The organism is Nioella aestuarii (genome assembly GCF_050896395.1).
Taxonomy (GTDB): Bacteria; Pseudomonadota; Alphaproteobacteria; order Rhodobacterales; family Rhodobacteraceae; genus Nioella; species Nioella aestuarii.
On the sequence record NZ_JBPBBA010000045.1, the window covers coordinates 1 to 26,432 of the forward strand.

22 protein-coding genes and 2 pseudogenes are annotated in these 26,432 nt (G+C 59.6%); 17 read left to right on the forward strand and 7 right to left on the reverse strand.

What is annotated here, in order from left to right; translation table 11 throughout:
* Positions 1-43 precede the first annotated feature (43 nt).
* Both ACROHD_RS18385 and ACROHD_RS18390 read right to left on the reverse strand, forming a co-directional pair.
* Positions 44-346, reverse strand: coding sequence for a putative quinol monooxygenase (locus ACROHD_RS18385; protein WP_432679873.1), 303 nt, complete (start codon positions 344-346; stop codon positions 44-46).
* 101 nt (positions 347-447) lie between these two features.
* Positions 448-1,209 (reverse strand): IclR family transcriptional regulator, encoded by a 762-nt coding sequence (locus ACROHD_RS18390; protein WP_432679874.1) that lies wholly within the window; start codon positions 1,207-1,209, stop codon positions 448-450.
* A gap of 71 nt (positions 1,210-1,280) precedes the next feature.
* Here ACROHD_RS18390 and ACROHD_RS18395 point away from each other — a divergent pair, with 71 nt between their 5' ends.
* The 4 genes from ACROHD_RS18395 (at position 1,281) to ACROHD_RS18410 (ending at position 5,102) form a co-directional block, all read left to right on the forward strand.
* Positions 1,281-2,636 carry a selenium-binding family protein gene (locus ACROHD_RS18395; protein ID WP_432679875.1) on the forward strand — a complete coding sequence of 452 codons (1,356 nt, stop codon included), beginning with the start codon at positions 1,281-1,283 and terminating at the stop codon, positions 2,634-2,636.
* Entirely contained in the window at positions 2,633-2,998 is a 366-nt protein-coding gene (locus ACROHD_RS18400; RefSeq protein ID WP_432679876.1) for a 2Fe-2S iron-sulfur cluster-binding protein, read from the forward strand. The genes ACROHD_RS18395 and ACROHD_RS18400 overlap by 4 nt, the downstream gene beginning before the upstream one ends.
* A 3-nt stretch (positions 2,999-3,001) precedes the next feature.
* Positions 3,002-3,466: a CoA-binding protein gene (locus tag ACROHD_RS18405; RefSeq protein WP_432679877.1), complete on the forward strand. Its 465-nt coding sequence runs from the start codon at positions 3,002-3,004 to the stop codon at positions 3,464-3,466.
* A 622-nt stretch (positions 3,467-4,088) separates the two neighbouring features.
* Entirely contained in the window at positions 4,089-5,102 is a 1,014-nt protein-coding gene (locus tag ACROHD_RS18410) for a GlxA family transcriptional regulator (protein WP_432679878.1), read from the forward strand.
* Positions 5,103-5,420: 318 nt separating this feature from the next.
* Here the strand turns inward: ACROHD_RS18410 and ACROHD_RS18415 are convergent.
* The 4 genes and pseudogenes from ACROHD_RS18415 to ACROHD_RS18430 all read right to left on the reverse strand — a co-directional run.
* A pseudogene (locus tag ACROHD_RS18415) lies at positions 5,421-5,585 on the reverse strand (integrase); the annotation flags it as partial.
* Between the two features lie 94 nt (positions 5,586-5,679).
* Complete coding sequence (locus ACROHD_RS18420; protein ID WP_432679879.1) at positions 5,680-6,021, reverse strand: helix-turn-helix domain-containing protein; 342 nt, start codon at positions 6,019-6,021, stop codon at positions 5,680-5,682.
* An 18-nt stretch (positions 6,022-6,039) separates the two neighbouring features.
* Positions 6,040-6,684: an AraC family transcriptional regulator ligand-binding domain-containing protein gene (locus ACROHD_RS18425; RefSeq protein WP_432679880.1), complete on the reverse strand. Its 645-nt coding sequence runs from the start codon at positions 6,682-6,684 to the stop codon at positions 6,040-6,042.
* A 760-nt stretch (positions 6,685-7,444) separates the two neighbouring features.
* Positions 7,445-8,581: a hypothetical protein gene (locus ACROHD_RS18430; protein ID WP_432679881.1), complete on the reverse strand. Its 1,137-nt coding sequence runs from the start codon at positions 8,579-8,581 to the stop codon at positions 7,445-7,447.
* Between the two features lie 857 nt (positions 8,582-9,438).
* Between ACROHD_RS18430 and ACROHD_RS18435 the strand changes: the two genes are divergently transcribed.
* Positions 9,439-10,647 carry a trypsin-like serine peptidase gene (locus ACROHD_RS18435; protein ID WP_432679882.1) on the forward strand — a complete coding sequence of 403 codons (1,209 nt, stop codon included), beginning with the start codon at positions 9,439-9,441 and terminating at the stop codon, positions 10,645-10,647.
* Between the two features lie 539 nt (positions 10,648-11,186).
* Here the strand turns inward: ACROHD_RS18435 and ACROHD_RS18440 are convergent.
* The gene (locus ACROHD_RS18440) at positions 11,187-11,618 is read right to left on the reverse strand and encodes a BLUF domain-containing protein (protein ID WP_432679883.1); all 432 of its coding nucleotides are present in this window, start codon (positions 11,616-11,618) and stop codon (positions 11,187-11,189) included.
* 475 nt (positions 11,619-12,093) lie between these two features.
* On the opposite strand from ACROHD_RS18440, the gene ACROHD_RS18445 reads away from it, so the two are divergent.
* From ACROHD_RS18445 to ACROHD_RS18500, 12 genes and pseudogenes are all read left to right on the forward strand, one after another.
* On the forward strand, positions 12,094-12,948 hold the full coding sequence (locus ACROHD_RS18445) for an IclR family transcriptional regulator (RefSeq protein WP_432679884.1): 855 nt from the start codon (positions 12,094-12,096) through the stop codon (positions 12,946-12,948).
* A gap of 33 nt (positions 12,949-12,981) precedes the next feature.
* The gene (locus ACROHD_RS18450) at positions 12,982-14,145 is read left to right on the forward strand and encodes a zinc-dependent alcohol dehydrogenase (protein WP_432679885.1); all 1,164 of its coding nucleotides are present in this window, start codon (positions 12,982-12,984) and stop codon (positions 14,143-14,145) included.
* A 21-nt stretch (positions 14,146-14,166) separates the two neighbouring features.
* On the forward strand, positions 14,167-15,087 hold the full coding sequence (locus ACROHD_RS18455; RefSeq protein WP_432679886.1) for an FAD binding domain-containing protein: 921 nt from the start codon (positions 14,167-14,169) through the stop codon (positions 15,085-15,087).
* The gene (locus ACROHD_RS18460) at positions 15,080-16,969 is read left to right on the forward strand and encodes a molybdopterin-dependent oxidoreductase (protein WP_432679887.1); all 1,890 of its coding nucleotides are present in this window, start codon (positions 15,080-15,082) and stop codon (positions 16,967-16,969) included. The genes ACROHD_RS18455 and ACROHD_RS18460 overlap by 8 nt, the downstream gene beginning before the upstream one ends.
* Entirely contained in the window at positions 16,966-18,018 is a 1,053-nt protein-coding gene (locus ACROHD_RS18465) for a xanthine dehydrogenase family protein molybdopterin-binding subunit (RefSeq protein WP_432679888.1), read from the forward strand. Before ACROHD_RS18460 ends, ACROHD_RS18465 begins: the two co-directional genes overlap by 4 nt.
* Positions 18,019-18,083: 65 nt before the next feature.
* Positions 18,084-19,049, forward strand: a complete 966-nt coding sequence (locus ACROHD_RS18470; protein WP_432679889.1) for a Bug family tripartite tricarboxylate transporter substrate binding protein — start codon at positions 18,084-18,086, stop codon at positions 19,047-19,049.
* 24 nt (positions 19,050-19,073) lie between these two features.
* Positions 19,074-19,577: a tripartite tricarboxylate transporter TctB family protein gene (locus ACROHD_RS18475; RefSeq protein WP_432679890.1), complete on the forward strand. Its 504-nt coding sequence runs from the start codon at positions 19,074-19,076 to the stop codon at positions 19,575-19,577.
* 5 nt (positions 19,578-19,582) lie between these two features.
* The gene (locus tag ACROHD_RS18480; protein ID WP_432679891.1) at positions 19,583-21,097 is read left to right on the forward strand and encodes a tripartite tricarboxylate transporter permease; all 1,515 of its coding nucleotides are present in this window, start codon (positions 19,583-19,585) and stop codon (positions 21,095-21,097) included.
* A 10-nt stretch (positions 21,098-21,107) separates the two neighbouring features.
* Positions 21,108-22,970, forward strand: coding sequence for a thiamine pyrophosphate-dependent enzyme (locus ACROHD_RS18485; RefSeq protein ID WP_432679892.1), 1,863 nt, complete (start codon positions 21,108-21,110; stop codon positions 22,968-22,970).
* An 8-nt stretch (positions 22,971-22,978) separates the two neighbouring features.
* Positions 22,979-24,430 carry an NAD-dependent succinate-semialdehyde dehydrogenase gene (locus ACROHD_RS18490; RefSeq protein ID WP_432679893.1) on the forward strand — a complete coding sequence of 484 codons (1,452 nt, stop codon included), beginning with the start codon at positions 22,979-22,981 and terminating at the stop codon, positions 24,428-24,430.
* Positions 24,427-26,148: an IlvD/Edd family dehydratase gene (locus ACROHD_RS18495; RefSeq protein ID WP_432679894.1), complete on the forward strand. Its 1,722-nt coding sequence runs from the start codon at positions 24,427-24,429 to the stop codon at positions 26,146-26,148. Before ACROHD_RS18490 ends, ACROHD_RS18495 begins: the two co-directional genes overlap by 4 nt.
* Positions 26,149-26,166: 18 nt before the next feature.
* Positions 26,167-26,432 (forward strand): annotated as a pseudogene (locus tag ACROHD_RS18500) (Re/Si-specific NAD(P)(+) transhydrogenase subunit alpha); the annotation flags it as partial.

Sequence of the window (26,432 nt, forward strand, 5' to 3'; positions counted from 1 at the left end):
CATATTGGCTGCGATGAACCAGAAAACCTCCGTTACGAAAACCTCAAATCTGTCCCATAGGCGCTGACGTCAGACAGTCGCCGTCCAGCATCGTTTTGACAGTATTCAACCAGTTCTTAAAAGCTTCAGATTCCCAGTGGTTCTGGACAGCTGCTTCGTCTCGGAACACTTCGTAGAAATAGAACCGATTGGGGTTTGCCATGTCCACCATCAACTGAAATTGGAAAACCTCCGAATCCTCGCTGACAACACTTTGCGCTTCGAAGATGCTGGCGTGCAAAAAGGACTGCCGGTGCTCAGGTTTGACATTAACTGCGAAGAACCCGCCGCGCATTCCACCGTCCATGCTTAGCCTCCTTTGTTGCCCGCAAACCTCCCTTAGGTCATACAACGTTCCGATGCCACTTGATGGCACGAACCTTCGGCACTGCTTTGGCCAACACTACCCTAGGCGGATTTCTTATTTGCGTCTGCACCATCCCATCCTAGTGCAGATGATAGCTCATGCGACATAACGGTCAGTACTTTGCCGATCTTAACCCGCATTGAGGGGGTAAACACCCGAACCGAAGCTGTGGCGCCAATGGACAGCGTCGAACCAACGCCTGTTGCGCCCAATGTCGTTGCGACTGAACTTATACCTCGTTCCAGCTCCTCGACACATTCGGCGTACCCATTGGCTCGAATGGTATCGAGTTCTTTTGCCAGATCCTTTCGGTTGGTAATGGTGCGCTCAGTGTATCGCTTGAGCTGCCCATTCAGTTCGTCATGAGACAGCAACTCTGGCGACATGGCGGCAATTGCCTTGGCGCAAGAGCACGCGTGTACTGGCCGTTTACCCATACCTGGATGAAGATAAGACACGCCCGTCAGTGGTGTCGCCACATGAATAATCTCGACCCAGTGGCCGCGCAATCGAGATAGGAAAAAAGCGGCGCCATACTCACTTGCTGCACCGTCAAGCACCGGCGCAATCACCTCCAGAAGCGCAGAATCGGAATGATCGCTTAATGTTATGCGCTTCAGTCTTGTCCCAATGGCAAACTGCCCTCGCGCGGGGGATTCAAGAAGTCCGGACGAAACAAGATCCTGAACGAGCCTGTACGCAGTAGGCTTAGGCAGATCGGACTGTGCACAGATATCCGCAACAGTCGCGCGTCCTTTCTGACCAACGACCTCCAATATCAGCGCTAAGCGTTCGAGATGCATTCTTCTCACTATGCGATAACGATATTTTCGATATACGATACGAGAAACAGAAACAAGGGAGGTAGAACGTTATGGATGGAACCTGCTGCGGACCGGGCTATGGGAGCCCGCAAGAGGCCATCAAAGCCCCCCGTGAGAAGCTGCTGTACACGATCGCCATATACACAGGGACAGGCATTCAAAAACCCGACTACTTGGCAACCGTGGATGTGGACCCGGAAAGCCCGACCTATTCTCAAGTGATCCACCGGTTGGAGATGCCCGGGATTGGGGATGAACTTCATCATATGGGTTGGAATGCCTGCTCGTCCTGCCATGACGACAGCTCAATGTCGCGCAAGTACCTGATCCTTCCTGGCGTCCGTTCCAACAATCTGCACATCGTTGATACTGCCACCGATCCGCGCGCGCCGCGATTGCATAAGGTGATCGAAGGCGCTGAGATCAAGGCCAAGGCCGATCTGTCAGGCCCACACACAGTCCATTGCCTGGGTTCAGAGATCATCATTTCCTTCCTGGGAAACGCTAAGGGAGAGGCTCCCGGGGGCTATCTGCATCTCGACAAGGAGTTCAACATCGTTGGTCGGTGGGAAAACTCCATGGGAGATATCAAGTTCGGATATGACTTCTGGTATCAGCCTCGTCACAACGTGATGGTTAGTTCGGAATGGGCGGCACCCAACACTTTCATGCCTGGCTTCGACCTGGAAGAAGTGGGCCATCTGAAATACGGACGTGAACTGCACTTCTGGGATTTCGAAAAGCGCAAACCGGTCGAGAGCTTCTATCTGGGCGAAGATGGGCTGTTGCCGCTGGAGGTCAAGTTCCACCACGACCCCGACAGCACGCACGGGTTCTGTGGGGCCGCGCTGTCAACCAATGTCATTCACTGGTGGAAGGACAGCGATGGCGCGTGGAAGTGGGAAAAGATCATCGACGTCGAGAATGAGATGCACCCGGAATGGCCGATCCCCCTGCCGGGAGTGATGTCGGCGATCCTGATCTCGATGGACGACAAATACCTCTATCTGAACAACTGGTTGCACGGCGACATGCGCCAGTACGACATCTCCGACCCGCACAGCCCAAAGTTGACCGGCCAAGTGTTCATGGGCGGGCTTTTGGGTAAAGCTCCAACCGTAAATGGAGTTGAAGTCGCTGGCGGTCCACAAATGTTCCAACTCTCTCTCGACGGACGTAGACTATATGTCACGACCTCACTGTTCTCGACTTGGGACAACCAGTTCTATCCGGAGATCCGCGAAAAAGGCGGGGTGATGGTCATGATAGACTGCGATCCCGAAAACGGTGGCATGAAGATCAACGAGGACTTCATCGTCAACTTTGGCGACGAGCCAAACGGTCCCTCGCGCTGCCACGAGAGCCGGTATCCCGGCGGTGATTGTACAAGCGACATCTGGCTATGACGACGCATACTGTGACGATCGCCAACAGAGATGGCGCGACATATGATGTGGACGCACGACGTCCACTGCTGGATTCGCTGCGCGAACAGGGCGTCGACTTGCCCTTTGGCTGTAAGTATGGCGGCTGCATTACCTGCGCAGCGAAATTGACCATGGGCACCGTGGATCAGCGCCGGCAGGTCGCACTCAATAATCGGCAGATTGCCAACGGCTATGTGATCCTATGCGTCGCGCGCGCGACATCCGACATCACGTTGGAGATCGGGGTCGAGAGCCATGACAAGCTCTACCGCAACCCGTTCCTCGACCCTCTTAAACCGCACGAACTCAAGGCAGACATTGCGACGCCGAAGGAAGGTTAACCGATGCCCGAAGCAGATATCGACCGCATCTACGATTATGACCCCAAGTATCTTGCCGACATCCTGAAATCGGTCAAAACCATCGCCATGGTAGGAGCAAGCGCTGACAAGACGAAATTCAGCTATGGCGTTCTGCGGCAACTCAGTGAAATCGGCTATGATATTCTGCCGGTAAATCCCAATCCGAATGTCTCGGAAATCAGGGGGCTAAAGGTCTACCGATCGCTGGAAGAGATCGACAAACCTGTCGATATGGTGGACGTCTTCCGCCCCAAGGAGGAATTCTATGGTTTCGCTGAGAAAGCAATAGCCATACGGGCAAAGGTTCTTTGGGGGCAGATCGGCGTATACGACGACATGGCGGCAAAGCTCGCGGATGATGCGGGGCTCAAGGTCGTGATGAACCGATGCCCCAAGATTGAGCTGTTCCGTCCGTTTTGGAAGCCGCGCCTTGATCTGAAGATTTGACGACCAACACAACGATGCGGCTTGTTGAGTGGCCAAGCAGGGGGCTGCCGAGATAGTTATCTTCTAAAAGATCACGAAAGTAGTTCTGATTGTCCGTGATAAGCGGGTGTTCGTTCTCAAACCCTGTATTGTCGCTTTGTCCCACAAAGCCAACCTCCACCCTCCGAAGATGCTGCAAGGTGGACGAATGGCCGGTCTGGTGAAGCTGCGGCGCAGCGCTGACGACTACCGCGGATGGCCGGTCTGGGCCGAACTGGCCCTAGCGCCATCGGCGCTTCCAAAAAAGCGAACGCTAAGGGGGCTGCGGGACCGCGTCAGGATGCGCGGCTCATCATTACGGGCCCACCTGGCCCAAGGTAGATTGCAGATTGCCAGACGAGACCGGACACCGCGCAGCCTGTTCCCCGATTTCGAAGATCAACCCCGTCGGCATTCCTCGGTTTCGGCATCTCAGTCTGGATCGCCGCCTCGCGACGGCCTAGCCAGTTCTTTACGATTCGTCCAAGCATGACATCCTCCTGTGCTATGCTATCGACACAACCCTATGAGGTCTCGCGCCTTGGTCGTGAGCGGTGGAGAGGTTAAAACAGGGGCAAATTCATCAATTCCGGGCAGTTTACCAATGTCCCTGTCGGTTCAGATCATCGCAACACCTGAGGCCAGCGCCTCCAGCCTCTTCGGCTTGTACGACACGCTGGTGGCGGCTGGCCGGGACTGGGAAGCATTGGTGAGCGGCGATGAGGCGACACCGGTTTTCGATGTACGTCTTGTGGGGCCGAGCACCGACCCGTTTCCCTGTGGCAGCGGCGTGCGCATCGTGGCAGATGTATCCTTCGAAGACGCCGGGGAGGCAGATCTTATCGTGGTACCCGGGCTCACCTTGTCACCGCACGAGCGACCAGACCCAAAGGCGCATCCTGGCCTCGACTGGCTAGCTTCTCGCGATCCGAGCAGAACGCGTATCGTTTCCGCCTGTACAGGGGCGGTCTATCTTGCCGAGGCCGGATTGCTTGACGGGGTGGAAGCGACGACCCATTGGGCATGGGAAGGCCTGTTCAAGCGCCACTACCCGAAGGTACGCCTTCGCACCGACAGGGGGCTGTGCTTTGCCCAGGCTGACCACGGCCCCGTCACCTCTGGCGGCACAACGGGGTGGCAGGAACTCGCATTGTTCCTGATAGCGCATTACGGAGGAACGCAGAGAGCGGTGCGGGCCGCGAAAGTCTGGTTAATGGCCGACCGAGGAGAGCTCCAGGCGCCGTATTGCTCGATGATTACGACGGCGCCTCATGCAGATGCTATCGTTGCGCAGGCCCAAGGCTGGATCGCCGACAATTACGCCTGTAGCAACCCGGTGGCGGAAATGGCGAAACGCTCGGGCTTGCCCGCGACAACCTTCGCACGGCGGTTCCGCACTGCCACGAACAAGTCACCGCAGGACTACGTCCTCGCGCTTCGGATCGAGGAAGCGCGGCAAATGCTCGAAACAACTGATGCGCCCGTTGCTGCAATCGGAGAGGCGGTCGGCTATGTCGACACACCGTCATTCAGACGTTTGTTCAAACGTAGGACCGGCCTTACCCCTGCCGAACATCGAAAGATGTTCGGAAAGTCCCGCTTTGCCCGGTATTCCTAGGCCTTTTTCGTTTCGAAGGTCTGGGGACGCCATGGGCCTGAACGGTCATTTCCTTTATCAGCAGCCCTATGTCCTTTGGCAATGGATCGACGTTCCCTCCTAGCACAGCCCTTGCCGCAAGGTCGGCCTTTGTCTTGACGTGAAGATGGGCCTCCAGAATTACATCTCCCCCAGTTGCGATCATCATTGCATCGAACGTATCTAAAAAGTGTCCATGGCATTCGCCGCGAAAACCCTACGTTAACTACTTGACCTGGACTCTCGTTTTCTCTGAGCCCAACAACCGTTGTGGGCCGTCTTCACAGACGGCCCAGATTTTCAAATTTCAACCGCCTCCGCGATCGCCAGTGCGTCTTCCAGCTCGACGCCAAGATACCGCACCGTGCTGTCCATCTTGGTGTGGCCCAACAAGAGTTGCACCGCGCGAAGGTTCCCGGTCTTCCGGTAGATCTGCGCAACCTTCGTTCGCCGCATCGAATGGGTGTTCGCAATCAGATGCTTTAGATATGCGAACTGCACCGCTGGGATCACTCGCCGGGCGCGCCAATCGACGTGCCAAGCACGCCAAGGCGCGCGATCAAGCCCTTAGGTTCGCGCGCCATGCCTCCGGCGTTTTCCCCGTCCACCGTTGAAACGCCCTGAAAAGCGAATTGGGGTCTTCGAAACCAAGCAGGAAGCTGACCTCGCCGACGCCCAAGTTGGTCGATCCAAGATAATGGCGTGCCAAACGCTCGCGAGAGCGGTTCAGAACTTCCAGCCAACTCGTACCTTCTTCGGCGAGGCGTCGTTGCAGCGACCGCTTGCTCACCGCCAGTTCGCGCGCAACGTCCTCAATCTGCGTCCGACCACTAGGCAAGAGTTCGGTCAGCGCATGCTCGACACGCGCGCGCATCGAGACATCGGTTTTCGCATCCTCCATCCTTCTCCGTAGAGAGGGCTAAAAGAACTCCCACATCTTATCGTCATGAGTAAGGAACGGACGGCGGGCGTCGTCTGCAGACAAAGTCAGGGTGAAGCTTTTTCCCTTCGAAACCGAACATCCGAACCACGCACCGTAGGCTTCGAAGTCAGTCACCTCGAACGGCACGGTCACACGGGCAGGCGTGATCGACTGCCGAGTTGCGCGACGAGCGAAGCTCACCAGAAAAACGATCTCCGCGAGCCCCATAGTTAGTGGAACATCAGGACGGTATTTGCAGTTGTAGCTGATATTGGTGACGTCATTCAGTATCTCTACATCAAGGCTGAATGCTCCAACCAATCGCTTGAACTCTCCAAGGCGTCGGGCCGCTGTGTTCATGTCAGGTGAACACATCGCGGCGAAGAAGGCCGGATCGAATAGCTCGACCGATACGACCTGACCGAGCTTAAGCGCCAGTTCGGGGTCGTTGGCTTCCCGTGCCATGGTCTCCCAAATGGCGTAGAAATCGACGAGCGGGATTCGGGTTCCGTCTCCGTCGAGCAATCCGGCAGGGAGCCCAGCGCCGCGCAGTACGACATGGGAGCTCAATCCTAGATCGGACAGGATCAAGCGCCAGGCTTTACCGACATGGACAGTTGGCGCAGTAGCGGCTCGCGACATGGGCACCTCCACGCCTCGAATACAGCTTTATCGGCACACCTTCAATCGCCCAGCGCGCCAAGAGACTTGCCGAGTGCGCCAACCACGGTAAGAGATTCTTACATCTGCTTTGTCCCGCACAGCGGTCATCAAACGGGATCACTGGTGCCGCCCTGTAGCGAACGGCCGCTTCGTCCGCATTGCGGACCTCCGCTTTCGCGAAATGCTGCGCGGCGCATGAATGGCTGGTTTGGGGAAGCTGCACGGCAGCGCGTGGCAACCGGTTGAAGGTCCGGAAAGGGCCGTGAAGCGACAGCATGCCGCCTGGCGAGGATCAATCGATTGCTTCGCCGCCACAAGTCCGCTACGTGCCCCAAAGCGCATATTTTGTTCTAATCGCAAACGACCAAAGTTGCTGCGCGTCGCGTTTCTTCAGCGTTCTGCGACTGCTCGTGCGCGCTTGCATCCCAGACAGGAAACAGCGCGAAGAACCGGTGAAATAGGATAAGCACCGCTGCAAACGCGGCGCTCGGATTGAGATCATGTTCGGCAGGCTGAAAGATTGACCGCGCGTGGCAACCCGATACAACTGGAGCCCAAAGCTCTTCCTATCAGCCGTCGACCTCGCAGATCTCGTATCTAAGCGGCTGAGGGTTCTGACACTAAGGTTTTTCAATGCCCCCCCCGGCAGGGGCCATCAGAGGAACGTCTGACGAAACCCTAACCTCGCAAAGGGAATCCAAAAACTATTGTGCCTGCCAAAGCGTCACTGTTGACCATCCTAATACGTAAGCGCATCGCATACTTGGTTGAGTGGAGAATCATCAAGTGCTGACGAAATCGCTGATAGCCGAGCTTCCAGATTGGCTTCTTGGATGGTGAATTCAGAGGGATCAGCGGGCAGATTACTTGCGATGTAACACACTTGATTGTGGAGCAATAACTCCGCGAACAATGGCATTTGATCGGCCGCCTCGGCTAGGCGGTTGCGAACCGTCTCAGACGTCCATCCGCGCGCTTCTGCCTCAAGGAATATGTCCAGCATCTCCATAGGCTCGGCAGCATAGTCAGTGGGCCGAACCGACTGCCGCTGCACAAGTTGCAAGATCAGTGCCCTGGAAGGCGGCAAGCTGCCTTCTATCAACAATTCAGAGGCCAGACCGTCTGAAACCGTGTACAAGACCCCCTGAGTTTCGTGCCCCAGCAATCTCTCAAGCAGTGTAGGCGACATGGAGGTCAGGGTTTCGTGCATCTCGTGATATCGACCCCGCTCCCAGAAGACATCAAGAATGCGCTCGATCCTGCGCATCGCCAGATCAAAGGTGAACCCGTCCAATTGCTCCAGGGCAGGCGCTATTTGCGCCATTGAGGCTATCACCAACTCTTCGGAGTAGGTGAGGACATCTCCGAGGGTTTCTTCGTCATCAGCATCAATATCGATCGCTTCACCCACAACGAGCGGGAGCAACAACGCGAGCGATCGTTCCGCCTCTAGGGCAGCCGCGGTCAGTTCAAGTTCGCGGGCGGTAGCCTCTAGACTTGCAACCGTGGTTTCGAGTTCACGTCGCATGGCGTCCAACTGATTTCCGACGCTATCGCTGATCCGGAGGCTCTGTAACTCGATCGACTGATCCACCCGAGTCTGAAGATCCGATGCATGGACCCGCATCTGCGCTTCAACCTCTGACCGGACAAGATTCTGAACCAAAAGGTAGGTCCCCAATCCGAAGACACCAAAGACGACCGCGGCGACGATGCCGACAAAATTCGCGGTCGCATCAAGTCGCTCGCGGGTATTGTTATCCACCCGTTCGCGCATTTCCAATTCCAAGGCGCGCGCGCGGAAACTGACTTCGTCTGCAACAACTTTTTCAGTGGTCGGATCTGTGGAGCTTCCGGCTTTGTTCGGGTCGTTCATATCAAGAACCTTCCATTCTCGGGGATCCGGTGCCCTAGCAGTCGGGCTGTTTCAATCGTTCTATCATACGCCAGTGGAAGACGCTTGTGCGGTTAAAACAATTAGAAACCCGGCAATGGTCTCGATCAACTACAACGCATTGTTCAGGCAGAATTCAACATCGGGGTGTTCATTGTCGCGGGGCATCGCTGCGATGGGATGTTTTTTCGGCCCCCAATCCGACACTCTCATTCGTTTGGAGCTGCCGGTCATGGCGATCAAAGGGTTTTCGGCATGGATGTACGGTAGCAGGGATGACCCTCGCGCCCACTATACCAGCAAAGGGAATCCTTTTTGGGTTCAAGGCAGAGGCGCTGACCTCGACTGAGTGACAGGAACCAATTGATCCTTCCGTGCATGCCCCAACGTTAATCGTGGTCGAAGATGATAGGTTCAACCCGTTCGGGCCCGCGCCAAAGAGGATTACGACATCCATCTGCTGCCCCTCAAACAAGACCGGGTGGTTTCACCACTTACCACTAACCCTACACCGCCCCGCCATTTAGGGCCGCCGCGGCCCCGTGACAGCCGCAGCTGCAGGATCGCCTGAGAACCAAACCCAGTGACGTCCAGCGCCTACGCGGCGAGGCGATGTAGGGACTTCGATCGAATTAATCGTTGGTGGATTGCGTGGATGCCTCTACCATTGCGTTTATCCGTAATACTCGGAACGGCATAATCGTCGCCTGCATTGGCCAAGTCTATTTAGGCCGAGCGTGTTTGGCCTCGGGTCCATAGGGGCCGGCCTTCCTTGTACATACAAAAAATGTTCACGCTCTCGTACGCCCAAGCGGTGGCGGGGTCTACGGGAGGTTTCAATGCGCCATCTGACTTACACCATTCTCTCCGCAGCGGCATTTGCTGGATCTTTCCCCGCCCTTGCACAAGAAGCCTCTCTTAACCCAACCTTCGGCGTGATCGATTTGCGCGCAGGGTTTCCGACGGATCCGAACTGGGTCTATGTTCTGGCGGGCGGCGCCGTCGAAGGAGAATTTCAAGATGCGGCCAGCGGGGAATTCTGCGCCGGTTACTTTACTGAGGCCCCCGATTTTCGCTTGAACTATCAAACCGGAAGCGGCTTACCCCTGTCGATTACATCCCTTTCCGACGACGACACCGTACTGCTGGTCAATGGGCCAGATGGGGCATGGTATTGCAACGATGACACCTATGGCTTGAACTCTGCCGTCACGTTTGCCGCCCCGGTAGATGGGGTGTACGACATCTGGGTTGGCACCTATTCCGACCCCGAAGGAAACTATCTCTCGGCTGAGCTTGGATTTACCGAGCTTGAGCCGTTCGATGCGCAAATCCGGCGCTCCTTTTTTGGCGCAGACGACCGCGTTGTTGTCGACCCGACTGTGGCGCCTTGGTCGATGATCGGCCTGGTTGAGTTTACCGAGGGTTTCTGCACCGGCACGCTGATCGCGCCTGACATCGTGCTGACCGGCGCCCATTGCATCGTATACGAGGCTGGCGACGAGGACACACCACCCGTCGCTTTCCGCGCCGGCTATCAGAACGAAACAGAAGTGGCACGCGCTGGTGTAACCTCGTACCACGTCCCAAGTGCCTGGCGCGAAACCGAGCAGGAGGGGACGGATTTCGCCTTTGTCTTCCTCGATCAACCCCTCGGGGACCAGTTGGGTTGGATGGAACTCGGCCCCCTGAGCCCGGCTGAGATCGCCGCCTACGCAGCCGGTGCGGGGCCAGACATCCTGCAAGCGGGCTACAGTGCCGACCAGCCTGACGTGCTAACCGGAAATCTCGATTGCCCGTTCATAGAATTGGGGGCCGACAACACATTGATCCATCAGTGCGATACGGTTCAGGGTGACAGTGGCTCGCCTCTGTTTGTTCAAGACGGTAACGGGTATCGGATCATCGGTGTGGAATCCTACACCGACGAACGCCCGGAGATGGAGTTCGACTTGAACATCGCCATGTACGTTGCCGACGTCATTGCTGAACTGCAGTCATTGTCAACCAGTCCGGCACCGGCCGCACCAGCTGATCCGCTCAAATGAGATTTGGGGCGCGGCTGAGTCTCATCAGGCGATCATCCGCAACTCAGTTGACCGTGTAACTACCCGAACCCGTCTTTTTCCGTAGCAGTCAAACGGCGGTTTTGTCTCGCTCTGCCGACCTTCACCCTCCGAAAATGCTGCGGCCTGCATGAATGGCCGCTTCGGTGTAGCTGCGATGCGGCGTCCGACCTCACGGGCAAGGTCGGCTCCGGGCCGTGAGTGACGCCACACACGTAGAGGGCGGAAACCAGACCTTCGCTGCGATCCGGAGCAATTTCCGCTATGCGGGAAAATGCTGAAGTTTGGGATAGCTACATCATGTCCGGTTCCGGGCCGCACTAGTCGCTTCGCATTGCAAGCTGCACCTAAGAACCTTCCGCAACCGTTTCGCACGGCTGAAATAGCGCACAACGTCTTCTTCACTACCGTTGCCCGAAAGCTCTTCGCCATTGCCAACGCGCTCTACAAAACAACTCACACTAACCCTGGGCAGCTCAACATGACATTTCTATTCTGCGTCATTGCCGCCTGGTTCAGACTCAGCCGTCGTAAAAGCTCCTCAGAAGCTCCAGACCGTTTGAGAGGTTTTTCTCATTGATCTGTGCCCAGAAGGCGTCGCTTCCGAGATCGGAAAAACCTTCGGCGTGTTTCAGGTCCTCGGCATCCAGATTCCGGAAGCCCATCGACCAGTTCGAGAACATGCGTTCCTCTATGGAGCCCTCGTCGATAATGACAATGGTGTGATGCCGGTTGTCTGACGAGATGCGTCTCCAAACGTCGTCGATTGCGGCTTCTGGCCCTTCAAGGACCTGCAGGAAGTTGCCGCGGTCGTAGTCGTCATTATAGCGGTAAACGAGGCAACCGGTGATGTCATCTTGAAGATTCCGCGCACGGCTGTGTTCGAGCAATCCAGCCAGGTCGTCCTGAGACATGGGCCTTTGGGCCTGGCTTACGTAGGTGATGTGTTTCATCGTGCAATGCTCCTCAATTGCCATGGGGCGCATGGCGTCTGGCCTGCGCACGTTGCTGGCACAGGACCTAAATCAATCGTGATCATTCTCAACCCGATATCCCTTCGCAATGCCGAATGTGGCGCGTCTGAAGCCTGCGGCAAGGAAATTCTCAGCTTGCAGCCAAATTTTCATATTGTGAAATTATCTCCTTCAGATGAGTCGATTTCGCGTCGGGCTACCGGATTAAGGGTATGGGACGTGTCATATCGGCTGGCTTCGGGGAGTCGCAGCGCAGTCTGCCGATGGCCTCCCAATACTTGCGTTCCGGTGCTCTAACCATCTGGAAGTAAGCAAGAAAGTGCCTTGCGAGGGGAACGTGACCGAGATTCCGAGGCGATTGATGAATTTCATATTAGCAAATTAACGGCGACATGATCGAATTAATTTGCGTAATCTGGGGCTTCTGGAGAACCCTATACGTGGAGGATGCAACGTGACCATCAAGATTGATCGAAATCTCAGGATCCCTGTGACGGCAACGCAAGGTGCCGAGAAATACGGATCTGCCGGGCAGCCCAAGTCAGGGCGGACGATCCAATCCGTGGATCGGGCGCTCTCGCTGTTGGAGCTCGCTGCGGGCGAACTTGATGGAATCACGCTATCGAACCTCTCCGAGCGCACCGGGCTCAACGCGTCGACCTGCCATCACCTCGTGATGACGCTGGTATCGCGCGGATATCTGACCCATCTCAGCCGCAGCCGGGGCTATGCGCTCGGCCCGAAGATACGCGAACTGCTCGAAACACTGGAACATGACAGCGAACCGGCCGAGTTGCTGCGTGAGGACCTGCGGCGCCTTGGGCAGCACCTGGGTCTCGGCGTTCAGCTCGCAGTGCTGAGCGAGACCTCGCTTTTGACGAAAGTCAGCTTTCCCGGCCCGTTGACCACGATGCAAGAGCCAAGCGAAGTCGAGAAAATGACTGCGCTGCATGCGACTGCCACCGGTAAAGCGATCCTTGCCTGGATTCCCGATACCGAGCTGGTGCGCATTATCTCAGCCAACGGCCTCAAGGCCTACACCCCCAACACGATCACCTCGCTTTCTGGCATCGTCGAGGAACTGCGCAGCGTGCGCCGGTTCAAATACGCGATCGACAACGAAGAACTGCGCGAGGGCGTCGTCTGCATCGGCTCTGCCATCCGCGAGGGCGGTGGTGCGGTCGTGGCGTCGATCTCGGTCACCTTGGCCGCCCAAGAGGCTACCGAGGACCGCAGGGCAGACCTGACCCGGCAGATGATCGATGCCGCCAACACTTTCTCAAACAAGCTGCGAAACGCGCAACGTTAGCAGCCCGACTGACAACCCTTAGGAGGACAGATCATGACGCTTCCCGCCAATGTGAAAACCAGCCCGGATTACCCGGTGCCCGAGACGATGAAAGCCTGGGTTCTGGGCGACCCCGGTGAACTGACGCTGGCGGACAAGCCGGTTCCGGTTCCGGCCAAGGCGGAAGTCCTCGTGCGTATCGATGCGGTTGCAATCTGTGCCACCGATCTGGAGATCATTCATCACGGCCCGCCCGCCCAGATCCATGGCGGCGACCCGTTCAACAAGAACTTCACCCCCGGCCATGAATACATGGGCACCGTGGTAGCGCTCGGCCCCGGTGTCGATGAATACAAGATCGGTGAACGTGTGACGGTGGAAATCCACGCCGGTTGCGGCCAGTGCAAGCGCTGCCGTCAGGGGATGTACACCTCCTGCCATAACTACGGCAAGAATTACGGCGACGTGGACAAGGGCCACCGCGCCAACGGCTTCACCACCGATGGCGGCTTTGCCGAATACGCGGTGAACAACATCAACACGCTGGTTCATGTCGATGACAACATGACCGACGAAGAGGCGACGCTGGTCGTGACGGCTGGCACCGCGATGTATGGCCTGACCGAACTGGGCGGCCTCGTCGCTGGTGAAAGCGTGGTCGTGACCGGCCCCGGTCCCATCGGTCTGATGGGCGCGGCCGTGGCCAAGGCGCTTGGCGCGCAGCCGGTGATCCTGACCGGCACCCGCGACAACCGTCTGGAGATTGGCAAGCAGCTTGGCGCCGATCACGTGATCAACGTGCGCAACGAAGACGCGGTCGAGAAGGTCCGCGAACTGACCGGTGGCAAGGGCGTCGACTATGTCGTCGAATGTGCCGGGGCACCCAACGGTGTGAACGAAGCGGCGCTGATGGTGAACCGGGGCGGCAAGATCTGTCTCGCGGCCTTCCCCCATAACAGCCCCGAGGTCGATGTCGCCTATCTGGTGCGCAACAACATCTACCTCTATGGCATCCGGGGCGAGGGCAAGACCGCCACGCACCGGGCCGAGGCCTTCATGCGCCAGAAGCGCTTCGACGCCACCCTGATCCACACCCACACCTTCGACATGACCGACCTGCAAGAGGCCCTGCGCTACGCCAAGGACCGGGTCGAGGATGCCATCAAGGTGGTGGTGAAGAACAAGCATGCCGAGGCCGGCAAGGTCGCGGCGGAATAACCGGCAGTCAGGAGACGAGCCATGCTGATTTGTGAAAGCTACCACGTTCCGAGAAGCCTTGAAGAGGCGCTGGCCCTCTGGGCCGATGCACCGGAAGGCAGCCGGCTCGTCTCCGGTGCCACCGACATCCTGCCCTGGGCTCGTGAGGGCCGGGCAGGGGATGTCGAGATTCCAGCGCTGATCGACGTCACCAAGATCCCTGAACTCAAGGGATATTCCTGTGACAAGGGGCGCATTCGTTTGGGGGCTTCGACCGTCTATCAGGACTTCCTGACCGACCGCACCCTGATGAGTAACCTTCCCTGCATGCCATATTGCGCGATCTGGTTTGCCGACGACCAGATCCGAGAGCAGGCTACCGTCGTCGGCAATCTGGTCAACGCTTCACCGGTTGCTGACGGCACCCCGCCCGTTGTGGCCCTGAACGGCGAGATCGAACTGACGCGGCTGGAAGGCCGGGATATTCGGCGTCGGTCCGTTCCTGTGATGGATTTCATCGAGGGCCCGGGCCGGACCACCATTCAGCCGGGCGAGATCGCCACTGCCGTAACGGTCGACAGCGCCTATGGCTACGGCGGATCGTTCCAGAAGGTGGGCCAGCGCCGGTCGCTGGTGATCTCGGTCGCCTGTTGTGCCGCTCTGGTGCGGGCCGACAGCACCGGCACCGTTTTCGAGGATGTTCGGCTTGCGCTTGGCGGGGTCGGGCCACGGCCAATCCGCCTGCGCGAGGCCGAACGGCGCCTGAAGGGAGAACGCATAACCCAAGAGCTGATCCAGCGGGTGGCGGAAAGCGCCGCAGACTCTGTCGGGTCACGCAGCCGCAAGGAATACCGTCGCGACGTGGTAGTGAATTTCGTGCGCGCCGGGCTGGAAGAGGCGCTCGCCAACCAGCCGGAAATCGGCGCCAAGTTCAAGAATTTCAGGGAGACCGAGAATGCCTAAGATCGACCTGATCATGGATGTGAACGGCCGCAAGGTCGCCAAACAGACCGACCCGCATAAACGCCTTCTGGACTTTCTGCGGGAGGATCTGAACCTGACCGGCACCAAGGAAGGCTGCGGCGCGGGCGAATGCGGCACCTGTTCCGTCTTCGTCGATGGCAAGCTGGTGAAATCCTGCCTGATGCCCGCCGCCAAGGCCGATGGGGCGAAGATCGAAACCATCGAAGGGCTGGCGCGGCCCGGCTCGCTCACCCCGGTGCAGCAGGCCTTTCACAAGACCGGGGCCAGCCAGTGCGGTTATTGCATTCCCGGCATGGTAATGGCGGCGACCTCGGCCTTGCGCGAAAACCCCGATGCAGGGATCGAGGAGATCAAGGAACGCCTTGGGGGCAATATCTGCCGCTGCACCGGCTACACGAAGATCTTCGAGGCGGTCGAGATCGCCCGCGACGTGATCGCTGGCCGCTTGCCGGAAACCGCGCTGGACGAGGACGCGACGGGAGACTCCTTCATCGGGGCCAATGTGCGCCGTCTGGATGCACCCTCCAAGGTGTCTGGCCGCCTGAAATACGCCGCTGACATCAAGATGGTGGACATGCTGCAAATGCAGGTGCTGCGTGCGCCAATGCCCCATGCGCGGATCGTGTCGATCGACACCAGCGAGGCCGAGGCAATGGACGGTGTGGCCTGCGTGATCACCTCTGCCGATGTACCCGGAACCGACGGGTTCGGCGTCTTCGTCCATGACCAGCCAGTGATGGCACGTGGCAAGGTCCGCCACTTCGGCGAGGCGGTCGCAGCAGTCGCCGCCGAAGACTTGGTCACCGCGCGCCGTGCGCTGACAAAGATCAAGGTGGAATACGAGGAACTGCCGGGAATCTACGCGCCCGAGGATGCCCTGAAACCCGGCGCGCCGGTGATCCACGACTATGCGCAGGACAATGTCATCAAGCATATCCCGATCCGCAAGGGCGACATCGACAAGGGCTTTGCCGAGGCCGACTTGATCCTTGAGGATGTATTCTCCACGCAACAGGTGGAACATGCCTACCTGGAGCCGGAAGCGGGCATCGCCTATGTCGATCATGACGATGTGGTCACGGTGCTCTCGCCCTCGCAGAACATCACCCATCACCGCCACATGCTGGCCGAAATCCTTGCCCTTCCGATCAACAAGGTGCGCTTCATCATGAGCGCCGTGGGTGGCGGCTTCGGCGGCAAGGAAGACATGATCTACCAGGGCATGTTGGCGCTGGCGGCGATGAAGACGCATCGACCGGTGCAACTGAACTTCACCCGCGAGGAAAGCATTGTCGCATCGGCCAAGCGCCACCCGTCCAAGGTGCATTACAAGATGGGTCTGAAATGGTCGGGCGAGATCACCGCGATCGAGTTCGATATGCTCAGCGATGGCGGTGCCTATGGCATGTCCAGCGAGGGCGTGATGCGCAAGGCGGCGATCCTGTCCTGCGGGCCTTACGAGGTGCATAATCTCAAGGTCGACACCAAGGTGGTCTACACCAACAACACGCCGTCGGGCGCCTTCCGAACCTTTGGAGGCATGCAGGCGCAATTCGCGACCGAGAGCATGATGGACATGGCCGCCGAAGCGCTGGACATGGACCCGTTCGAACTGCGCCGGATCAACATGATGCGGATCGGTTCACGCACGCACACGCAGCAGGAACTGACCACTGCCTCGCTCGACCGGGTTCTGGATGCGGCGGAAGAGGCATCGCGTTGGGAGGCGGGCGCACCCAAGGTGCGCGGCGCCCTGCGCGGCGACCTCGGTGGGCCGGACACGCGCCAGCCCTGCACGCTGGGCGCCCGGATCGGCGACGCACCGGAACCCCCCAAGACAGATGAAAGGGTTGCATCATGAACCGCAAGATGCGCGGACGCGGAATGGCGTCCAGCTGGTACGGCATCGCCCGGACCGCCACCATCGACCGGGCCGGGGCCTGGGCCGAACTGGATGACGGCGGCACCGCCAAGATCGTGACCGGCGTGACCGAGATCGGCGAGGGCATCCTGACGGTGCTGGCGCAGGTCGCGGCAGAGGAATTGGGCGTGCGGCCCGAGGATGTCACCATCGGCGACAACGATACCTCGCGCTCGCCCGAGGCGGCCCATGCGGGTGCCACGCGCCAGACCTACATGATCGGCAATTCCGTGGCGCTGGCCTCGCGCGAGGCGCGGGCCAAGCTCTTCGCAGAGATCGCCGATCACTGGGATGTGCCGGTTGATAGCCTGCGCGCGTTCAACGGCGAGCTATGGGCGCAGGACACGAACCTGCGCATGTCGATGGACGAGGCCGTGAAGACCTGCAAGGGCCGCGGCGTCGTGCCCGTGGGCTCGGCGTCCTTCACCGCGCATGGCACCGGGCTCGATCCCGTCGATGGCTCCGGCAGCCCTTGGCAGGCCTATGTCTTCGGCACCCAGATCGCCGAGGTCGAGGTCGATACATGGACAGGCGAGGTGCAGGTGCTGGGTATCTGGGCTGCGCATGACGTGGGCCGGGCGATCAACCCACGCGGTGTTGAAGGCCAGATCGAAGGCGGCGTGGTGCAGGGGCTCGGTCAGGCGCTGATGGAGGATTATCAGACCGAGAACGGCTATACGACGACCCACGGGTTCGCCAAGTATATCCTGCCGACCTCTCTGGACATCCCGCAGATCAACTGCACGATTGTGGAAGATCCTGACCCGCTAAGCCCGCTTCAGGCCAAGGGCATCGGGGAACCGGCGCTTGTGCCGACCGCGCCCGCGATCATGAATGCAATCTACGACGCCATTGGCGTGCGCATCAAATCGTTGCCTGCCACGCCCGAAAAGATCCTCGACGCCCTACGCAATCACACGCCGGGCCGCGAACTGATTGCGCAGTCGGCACGGCAGGATCGAGCCGAGGCCCATAGAAGAGGTCTCTGACACGTGAAAGACCGCGTCTCCGGAGGAGGGGGGCGCAGAACACCAACCAACTGGGAGGAAAGACAATGACAAAGATCAAGACATTGCGCAGAGCCACAACCGGCCTGCTGGCCGCCGCAGCGATGAGCTTCGCCGGGACCGCTCAGGCGGAGTTCCCCGACCGGCCGATCGAGATGACCATCCTGTTCGGCGGCACGGCGAATTCCATCGCACAGCTTCTGACCGACCTGATGTCGCAGGAAATGAGCCAGCCAATCGTGCCCGTAAGCCGCACCGGCGGCGGTGGCGCGGTCGGCTATTCCTACGTGGTGAACACGCCCGCGGATGGCTACAACATCGTCTGGAATTCCAATTCCATCAACACCGGTAACCACATGGGCCGGATTGACTTCAACTACGAGGCCTTCGCACCGATTGCACGGGTTTCGACCGAGATCCCGGCGTTGGCGGTGAATGCGTCGACCGGGTGGGAAGACCTCTCTGACATGGTCGAAGCCGTTCAGGCCTCCGGTGATGTGCTGCGCGTCGGCATTTCCGGGCGCGGGTCGTTTACCCACCTGACCTCTGCGGCGCTCTTCGATGCGCTCGGGATCGGCGAGCAGGTGGCTTATATCGCCTATGGCGACGGGCGCGCACCGGTGGAACTGCTGGCGGAACGGATCGACGCCGCCATTCAGTGGCCCGGCCAGTTTGCCTCCTATGTCGAAGCAGGTGAGCTGAACGTGCTGGCCGTGACCGGTGACACGCGGGTCAACGTGCTTCCAGATGTCGCGACGGCGATGGAGCAGGGATATGACGTGAATATCTCGATGTGGCGCGGGCTTGCAGCCCCGGCGGGCACCCCCGATGACGTTGTTGCCGCCCTTCAGGCCGCTGCGGAAGCCGCCGTCATGAGCGATGCATTCCAGGAAGCATCCGGGAATATCGGCTTTACCCCGGCCTTCCTGCCTGCCGCCGAATTCGGTGCGGTGATCGCTGAGGACGATGCCTTCTATGGCGCGTTGCTGACCGAACTCGGCATGGCCCAGTAAGCCAGAACAGCAGGAGACGTATCAATGACCAACAGTGCAAAAGACATAGCTCTGGGCCTGAGCCTGCTGGCGCTTTCGGTGGTCTGGACCTGGCTGGTCATTGATACGATCCCGACGGGCTGGGGTCATGGCGACATAGGACCAAGAGCCTTTCCCATGGTGCTCGGGATCATCCTCGGGGGGCTTTGTGTCCTGCTGTTGATACGGACCTATCTGCTGGGTCGAACCCCGGCAGGCAAGGCAGGCGCGGGCGATGTGGATGCCATCGATGAGGCGTCCTCCGAACGTTGGGGATCCATGATCCTCGTGGCTATCGAAATCTCTGCCTACGGGTTTCTCTTGCAGAAACTCGGCTTCCTGATCGCTACCCCCATTCTCATCCTATTCGTGCTGGTCATCCATCTGCGCTTGAGATCGTGGAAGACGATCCTCGGCATGACCCTTGGCATGACACTGGGCTGCTGGCTGTTCTTCGAGAAGCTTCTCGGGATCTACCTGGCCAACGGCAGCTGGTTCAATATCGGATAACCGCCATGGACATTTTCCTCCAAGCTCTCGCGTCTGCCATGACGCCCATGGCCATTGCCTCGATCGGTCTCGGGGCATTGATCGGGCTGATCTTCGGCTCGATCCCCGGACTGACCTTTACGGTCGCACTGGCGTTGGCCTTGCCGATCACCTTCAGCATGGACCCGGTGCCCGCCATCGGCCTGCTGTTGGGCACCTATATCGGCGGCATGACCGGCGGCTCGGTCTCGGCAATCCTGCTGGGCATTCCCGGCACACCATCGGCCGCAGCCACGGTGCTGGACGGCCACCCAATGACCAAGCAGGGCAATGCCTCCATCGCGCTTGGCACGGCGGTGATTGTCTCCGTCTTTGGCGGTATCTTCAGCCTGATCGTGATGATCGTGTCGGTCGACCTGGTGTCGCGCGTCGCCATTTCCTTCGGTCCGGCAGAGATTTTTGCGCTTGTCCTGTTTGGCTTGTCGACGATCTGCGGCCTATGTGGCGGGTCCTTGGTAAAGGGGCTTATCAGCGGTGCGCTTGGCCTTATGATCATGACCGTCGGGCTGGATACCATCGACGGCGTCCAGCGCATGACATTCGGCAGCGTCAACATGATGCAGGGGGTGAACCTGCTGGTGGCCATGATCGGCCTCTTCGCGGTGCCCTTCATCATCGAGGCCTTCGCGGTCAAAACATCGATGTCCGAAAAGTCCCAGAGGATCAGCCGCGTAAAAGCGGAACTTCCGTCGATGCGCCTTCTTGGCCGAAACCTCTGGCTGATGATCAAATGCTCAATCATGGGCACCGGCATTGGCGCCATTCCCGGCACCGGCGGTGCCATCGCGTCCTTTCTGGCCTACGATCACGCCAAGCGGTTCTCGAAAAAACCCGAGACCTTCGGTAAGGGCAATATCGAAGGCGTCGTAGCCCCGGAAACCGCCAACAACGCGGTCACGGGCGGCACGCTCATCCCTCTGCTGTCGCTCGGCATTCCGGGCGATCCGGCTACGGCCATCGTTCTGGCCGGGCTGATGATCCACGGCATCACCCCGGGGCCTGCCCTGTTCATGAACCACGCGGGCGAGGTCTATGGTATGTATGTCGCCGTGGTGCTGGCCTATCTTTGGGTGCTTGGCCTGCAACTGATGGGCATCCGCCTGTTCGTGCATGTGCTGAAAATTCCCCGAGAACTGCTGGCGGTTGGGGTGCTGGTGCTTTGCGCCATCGGAGCCTTTTCGATCCGCAACAGCGTTTTTGACATCTACGCCATGGGGGCGATCGGGGTTGCGGCCTATGTGCTGGTTTCGTTCCGGGTGCCAATCACACCGATCATTCTCGGCATGGTGCTGGGGCCGACGCTGGAAAACGAGTTCCGCACCGCGATGATGCTGTCCATGGGCGATCCCGAAATCTTCTACACCTCGCCCACGGTGCTGATTTTCTTCTCTCTCGCCTTGCTGGTGATCGGTCTTCAGGCCGTGAGCGAGTTCAAGGCAAAAAAACCACTCAAGAACGAGGTCGAAGTGTCCGATGCTTGATGAAACCGAAATGAACGATCCCATCGCCCGCGAAATTCGCGCCCGTGCCGCCCGGCTGGCAAAGGCCGATGTGGACATGACCTTCGGCGGAGGCATCATTGAGCTGACGCTTTCGGAAGCGCTAATCGTAGGGCTGCTGAAACAGGGCGTGCGGCAGTATTATGCAATATTCGGTCATGGTTCGACCGATCTGGGTGAGGTGCTGCGCATCTACCACGAAGAGGGCGTCGTGAATGTCGTGAACTGCCGCAATGAGGTCGAGATGGCCCATGCGGCTACGGCCCACGCCTGGGTTACCGGCAAGACGCCCGCCGTGGTCACGTCAATCGGGCCGGGGGGATTGCAGGCCATGGCGGGGTCGCTGGCAGCCGCATCGAATGGCGTCGGCGTCTATCACATCTACGGGGATGAGACGACACGCGGCGAAGGCTACAACATGCAGCAGGTGCCCAAGCCCGAACAGGGGATCTTCGGCAAGATGGGAGCGTTGATGGGGCAATCCTATACGCTGCACACGGCAGGCGCCCTGCGTGAATGCCTGCGCCGGGGCACGTCTTGCGTACATCACCCCTATAAGGCCGGGCCGTTTTACATCCTTCTACCAATCAACACGCAGCCCGCGCGGGTGAAGGTCAACACCGGCACGCTGCCGGGGCGCAGCGCGCAACCCGCGCTGGTGCCCGCGACCCAGGATGCCTTCGCGGAAGCCGCAGGCATCCTGCGCACGGTCGAAAAGGTCACGATCAAGGCAGGGGGCGGCACTCGCAAGCACCACGAGGCGCTGCGCGAGTTCGCCATGCGGATCGGTGCGCCGGTGGTGCTGTCGCCCGGGTCGACCGGCGTGATGATGGATGCGCATGTGCAGAACATGCATGTAGGCGGCTCCAAGGGCTCGATCAGCGGCAATCATGCGATGGAACAGGCCGAGGCCGTGGTCATCATCGGCAGCCGGGGCGTGTGCCAGGCCGATTGTTCCGGCGCGGGCTATCCCAATGCCAAGGCCGTCATCAACATCAACGGCGATTTCGACGATCTCGACCACTACTCAAACACCGTGGGGCTGCCCGGCGACATATCTGCCGTGATCGGCAAGCTGCTGGACTTCCTTGGCGAGGGCACGGGGGCCGAATTGCGCATCGACTGGTTGCGAGCCTGCGAAGCAAAGAAGGACGAGTGGACCCGCTTCAAGGCAGAACGGATCGGGGCCGCGCCGATCATGGACGCGGTCTGGAAAGTGCCCGTCCTGACACAGCCTGCCGCGATCCACACGGTTTCCTCCTTCGCCAACCGCGTCGGGGCGATCAAGTTCTTCGATGCGGGCGACGTGCAGGCCAATGGCTTCCAGATCGTCGAGGATGACCTGCCGGGCCAGACATTTACCGAAACCGGCGCCAGTTTCATGGGCTTTGCAGGTTCTGCGCTGCTTGGGCTGGCCGGAGAGGCTGAAGCACCCTATGGCATCGCTTTCACCGGCGATGGCTCGTTCATGATGAACCCGCAGATCCTGATAGACGCGGTGGAACATGGGGTTCGCGGAATGATCGCACTTTTCGACAACCGCCGCATGGCCGCGATCACCGGGCTGCAATACGACCAGTACGGGCGCGAGTTCAAAACCAATGACTCCGTTGCCGTGGACTACGCCACGCTTGCCGGGGCCGTTTCCGGCGTTCGCTCGGTCTATGCGGGGACGACAAAGGCCAGCCTAAATGCCGCCCTCGACAATGCCTTTTCCCATGACGGCCTGTCGCTGGTCCATATCCCGGTCTACGCAGGGCGCGACCCGATCGCGTCCATGGGGGCCTACGGCTCGTGGAATGTTGGCAACTGGGTGGATGACGTCCAGGCGGCTTACCTGAACTCGAAGATTTGAGGGACACCATGTATCAAGATCTCGACCTCTATATCAAAGGGGAATGGCGTCCCGCATCGGATGGCCAGACCAAACCGGTTACAGATCCCGCGACCGAGGACGCGCTTGGCACCATTGCAATGGCGACTGAGGCCGATGTGAACGCGGCGCTGGAGGCCGCGCGCGAGGGCTTCGCCGTCTGGAGACGCACCGGAACCTGGGACCGCGCTGCCAAGATCCGGCGCGCGTCGGAGCTGATCCGCGAGCGGGCTGATCGGATCGCGACTCTTATGTCGCTGGAAACCGGCAAGCCCAAGGCAGAGGCGCTTGGCGAAACTGGCGCGGCGGCGGATCAGTTCGAGTGGTATTCCGAGGAAACCAAGCGGCTCTATGGTCAGATCATCGAGGCACGCACACCCGACAGCCGCATGTCAGTGATCTATCAGCCGGTCGGCGTGGTTGCTGCGTTTTCCGCATGGAACTTTCCCGCGCTGCTACCCGCCCGCAAGATCGCGGCGGCGCTTGGGGCGGGCTGTTCGATCATCATCAAGCCAGCGGGCGAAACGCCCGCCTCCTGCGCGGCTCTGGTTCAGGCCTGCCATGATGCGGGCATTCCGCCGGGCGTGGTAAATTTCGTCACCGGCAATTCCGGTGCCATCGCGGAACAGCTTATTCGGTCGCCCATCGTCAAGAAGGTCTCGGTCACCGGGTCGGTGCCGGTCGGCAAACAGATCCTCGCATTGGCGGCAGAGGGGGTGAAAAAGGTCTCGATGGAATTGGGCGGGCATGGCCCCGTCGTGGTGTTCAAGGATTTCGACCCCGTAAAGGCCGCCGAGATCTGCGCGCCCACCAAGTTCCGCAATTGCGGGCAGGTCTGCATCTCGCCCACCCGGTTCTATGTCCACGAATCCCGATACGAGGACTTCGCGGGCCGCTTCGCGGAGATCGCCAAGGGGCTGAAGATCGGCACTGGTCTGGAAGAGGGCGTTCAGGTGGGCCCGATGGCCAACCGCCGTGGGGTCGAGACGATCCGCAAGATGACCGAGGATGCGGTTGCCAAGGGCGCCGATTTGCTAGCCGGTGGTCGGGTTCCCGACGGGCGCAACCAGGGCTATTTCTTCGAACCCACGGTTCTGGGCCGGGTGCCGGACAATGCCATGGTCATGACCGAGGAACCCTTCGGCCCAATTGCGCCGATCACCACATTTACCGACTATGACGAGGTAATGGAGCGCGCCAATGCGTTGCCCTTCGGGCTGGCGGGCTATGTGTTTTCCAACGACCTCGGCCTAGCCACGCGCGCCTCTGAGGATCTCGAACTTGGCATGGTCGGCGTGAACGAAATGCTGCTGGCCACCGCCGAGGCCCCATTCGGTGGCATCAAGGAAAGCGGCATGGGACGCGAAGGCGGGTCGCTCGGCGTCCATGACTATCTGAACCCCAAATACATCAAGACCAAACTGCCGGAGCTGGGCGCATGAGCGACGACAAGGACCAGGGCCTCGCCCGTGGGCTGACCAACTATGGCGACCGGGATTTCTCGGTCTACCTGCGCAATTCCTTCGCGTCCTCCATGGGCTATTCCAAGGAGGTGCTGAAGAAGCCTATCGTCGGCATCGCCAACAGCTTTTCCGGCTTCAACAACTGTCACCGCCACTTTCCCGAACTGATCGACGCGGTGAAGCGCGGCGTTTTGCTCGGCGGCGGGCTGCCCATAGAATTTCCGACGATCTCTCTGGGCGAGGTGTTCCTGAACCCCACCAGCCTGAAATTCCGCAACCTGATGTCGATGGACACCGAAGAAATGGTCCGCGCCCAACCGATGGATGCGGTGGTGCTGGTCGGTGGCTGCGACAAGACGGTGCCCGCGCAGCTGATGGGCGCGGCCTCTGCCGATCTGCCGGCGGTGCAACTGGTGGCGGGGCCGATGATGACCTCGCGCTATCAGGAGGAGCGGCTTGGCGCCTGCACTGATTGCCGCCGCTTTTGGGGCAAGTTCCGCGCGGGCGAGATCGACGCGACCCAGATCGGCGATATCGAGGGGCGGCTGGCGACCACGGCAGGCACCTGTGCGGTGATGGGCACGGCGTCGACCATGGCCTGCATCTCGGAAACGCTAGGCATGTCGCTGCCAGGTACGGCGGCGATCCCGGCGGTTCATGCCGACCGGCTACGCGCGGGCGAAGCCTCTGGCCTTGCAGCAGCGCGGATGATCGACCATCCGATCCGCCCGAGCCAGGTGATCACCGAAAAATCCGTCGAAAACGCGCTTCGGATGCTGCTAGCTATCGGCGGGTCCACCAATGCGATCATCCATCTGACGGCCGTTGCCGGTCGGCTCGGGATCAAGATCTCGCTCGAACGGCTGAACGAACTGTCCGACACGACGCCGGTTCTGGTCAATCTCAAGCCCGTGGGTCAGCATTACATGGAGGATTTCTTCTTCGCCGGTGGCGTGGGCGCGGTGCTGCGCGAGCTTAAACCGCTTCTGCATCTCGACACGCTGACAGTCGCGGGAACGACGCTTGGCGACCGGCTGGAGGAAGACCCCGGCTATGTCGATCATCGGATTATCTCGAAGGCCGAAGCCCCGCTGGAACCGCAGGGCGGACTTGTTGCACTCTTCGGCAATCTCGCCCCGCGCGGTGCGATCCTGAAACGCTCCGCCGCCGATCCGACGCTGTTCGAGAAGGAAGGCCGCGCGGTGGTCTTCACCTCGCTGGAAGATCTGGCAAACCGCGTGGATGACCCTGATCTCGACATCACCAAAGACGATTTCATGGTGTTGCAGAACGCAGGGCCCAAAAGCGCCTCCGGCATGCCAGAGGCGGGCTATTTGCCGATCCCGAAGAAACTCAGCTCAAAGGGCGTCAAAGACATGGTCCGCATCTCAGATGCGCGCATGTCGGGCACGGCTTTTGGCACCATTGTGCTGCATGTGGCGCCCGAGGCGTCAGTTGGTGGTCCGTTGGCATTGGTGCGCAATGGCGACCGGATTCGGCTGTCGGTGGCCAACAAGTCCATCGAGCTGCTGGTGGACGACGATGAACTTGCCCGCCGCCGTGCCGAATGGCAGCCGGTGAACGTCCCGCCAGAGGAGCGGCGCGGCTATGACCGGCTCTATGCGGAAACCGTGCTTCAGGCCGATGCGGGATGCGACTTCGATTTCTTACGGCCGCTCGGCGAAACCGACGACTGAATAACCAGGAGAAAACCGATGAAATTTGGCGTGCCCAAAGAGGTGGCCGCGGGGGAAACACGCGTCGCCATGACCCCGGATTCTGCCCGTATGATCCAGAAATTGGGCTATCAGTGCCTGATCGAAGCCGGGGCAGGTGAAGCGGCGGGATTTTTGGACGCAGACTATGAAGCTGCCGACGTTCAGGTGATCGCCACGGTGGAAGACCTTTGGAAAGAGTCTGACATTATTGCGAAGGTTCGCATTCCGAATGCCACTGAGCTGAAGCGGCTGACGTCTGATAA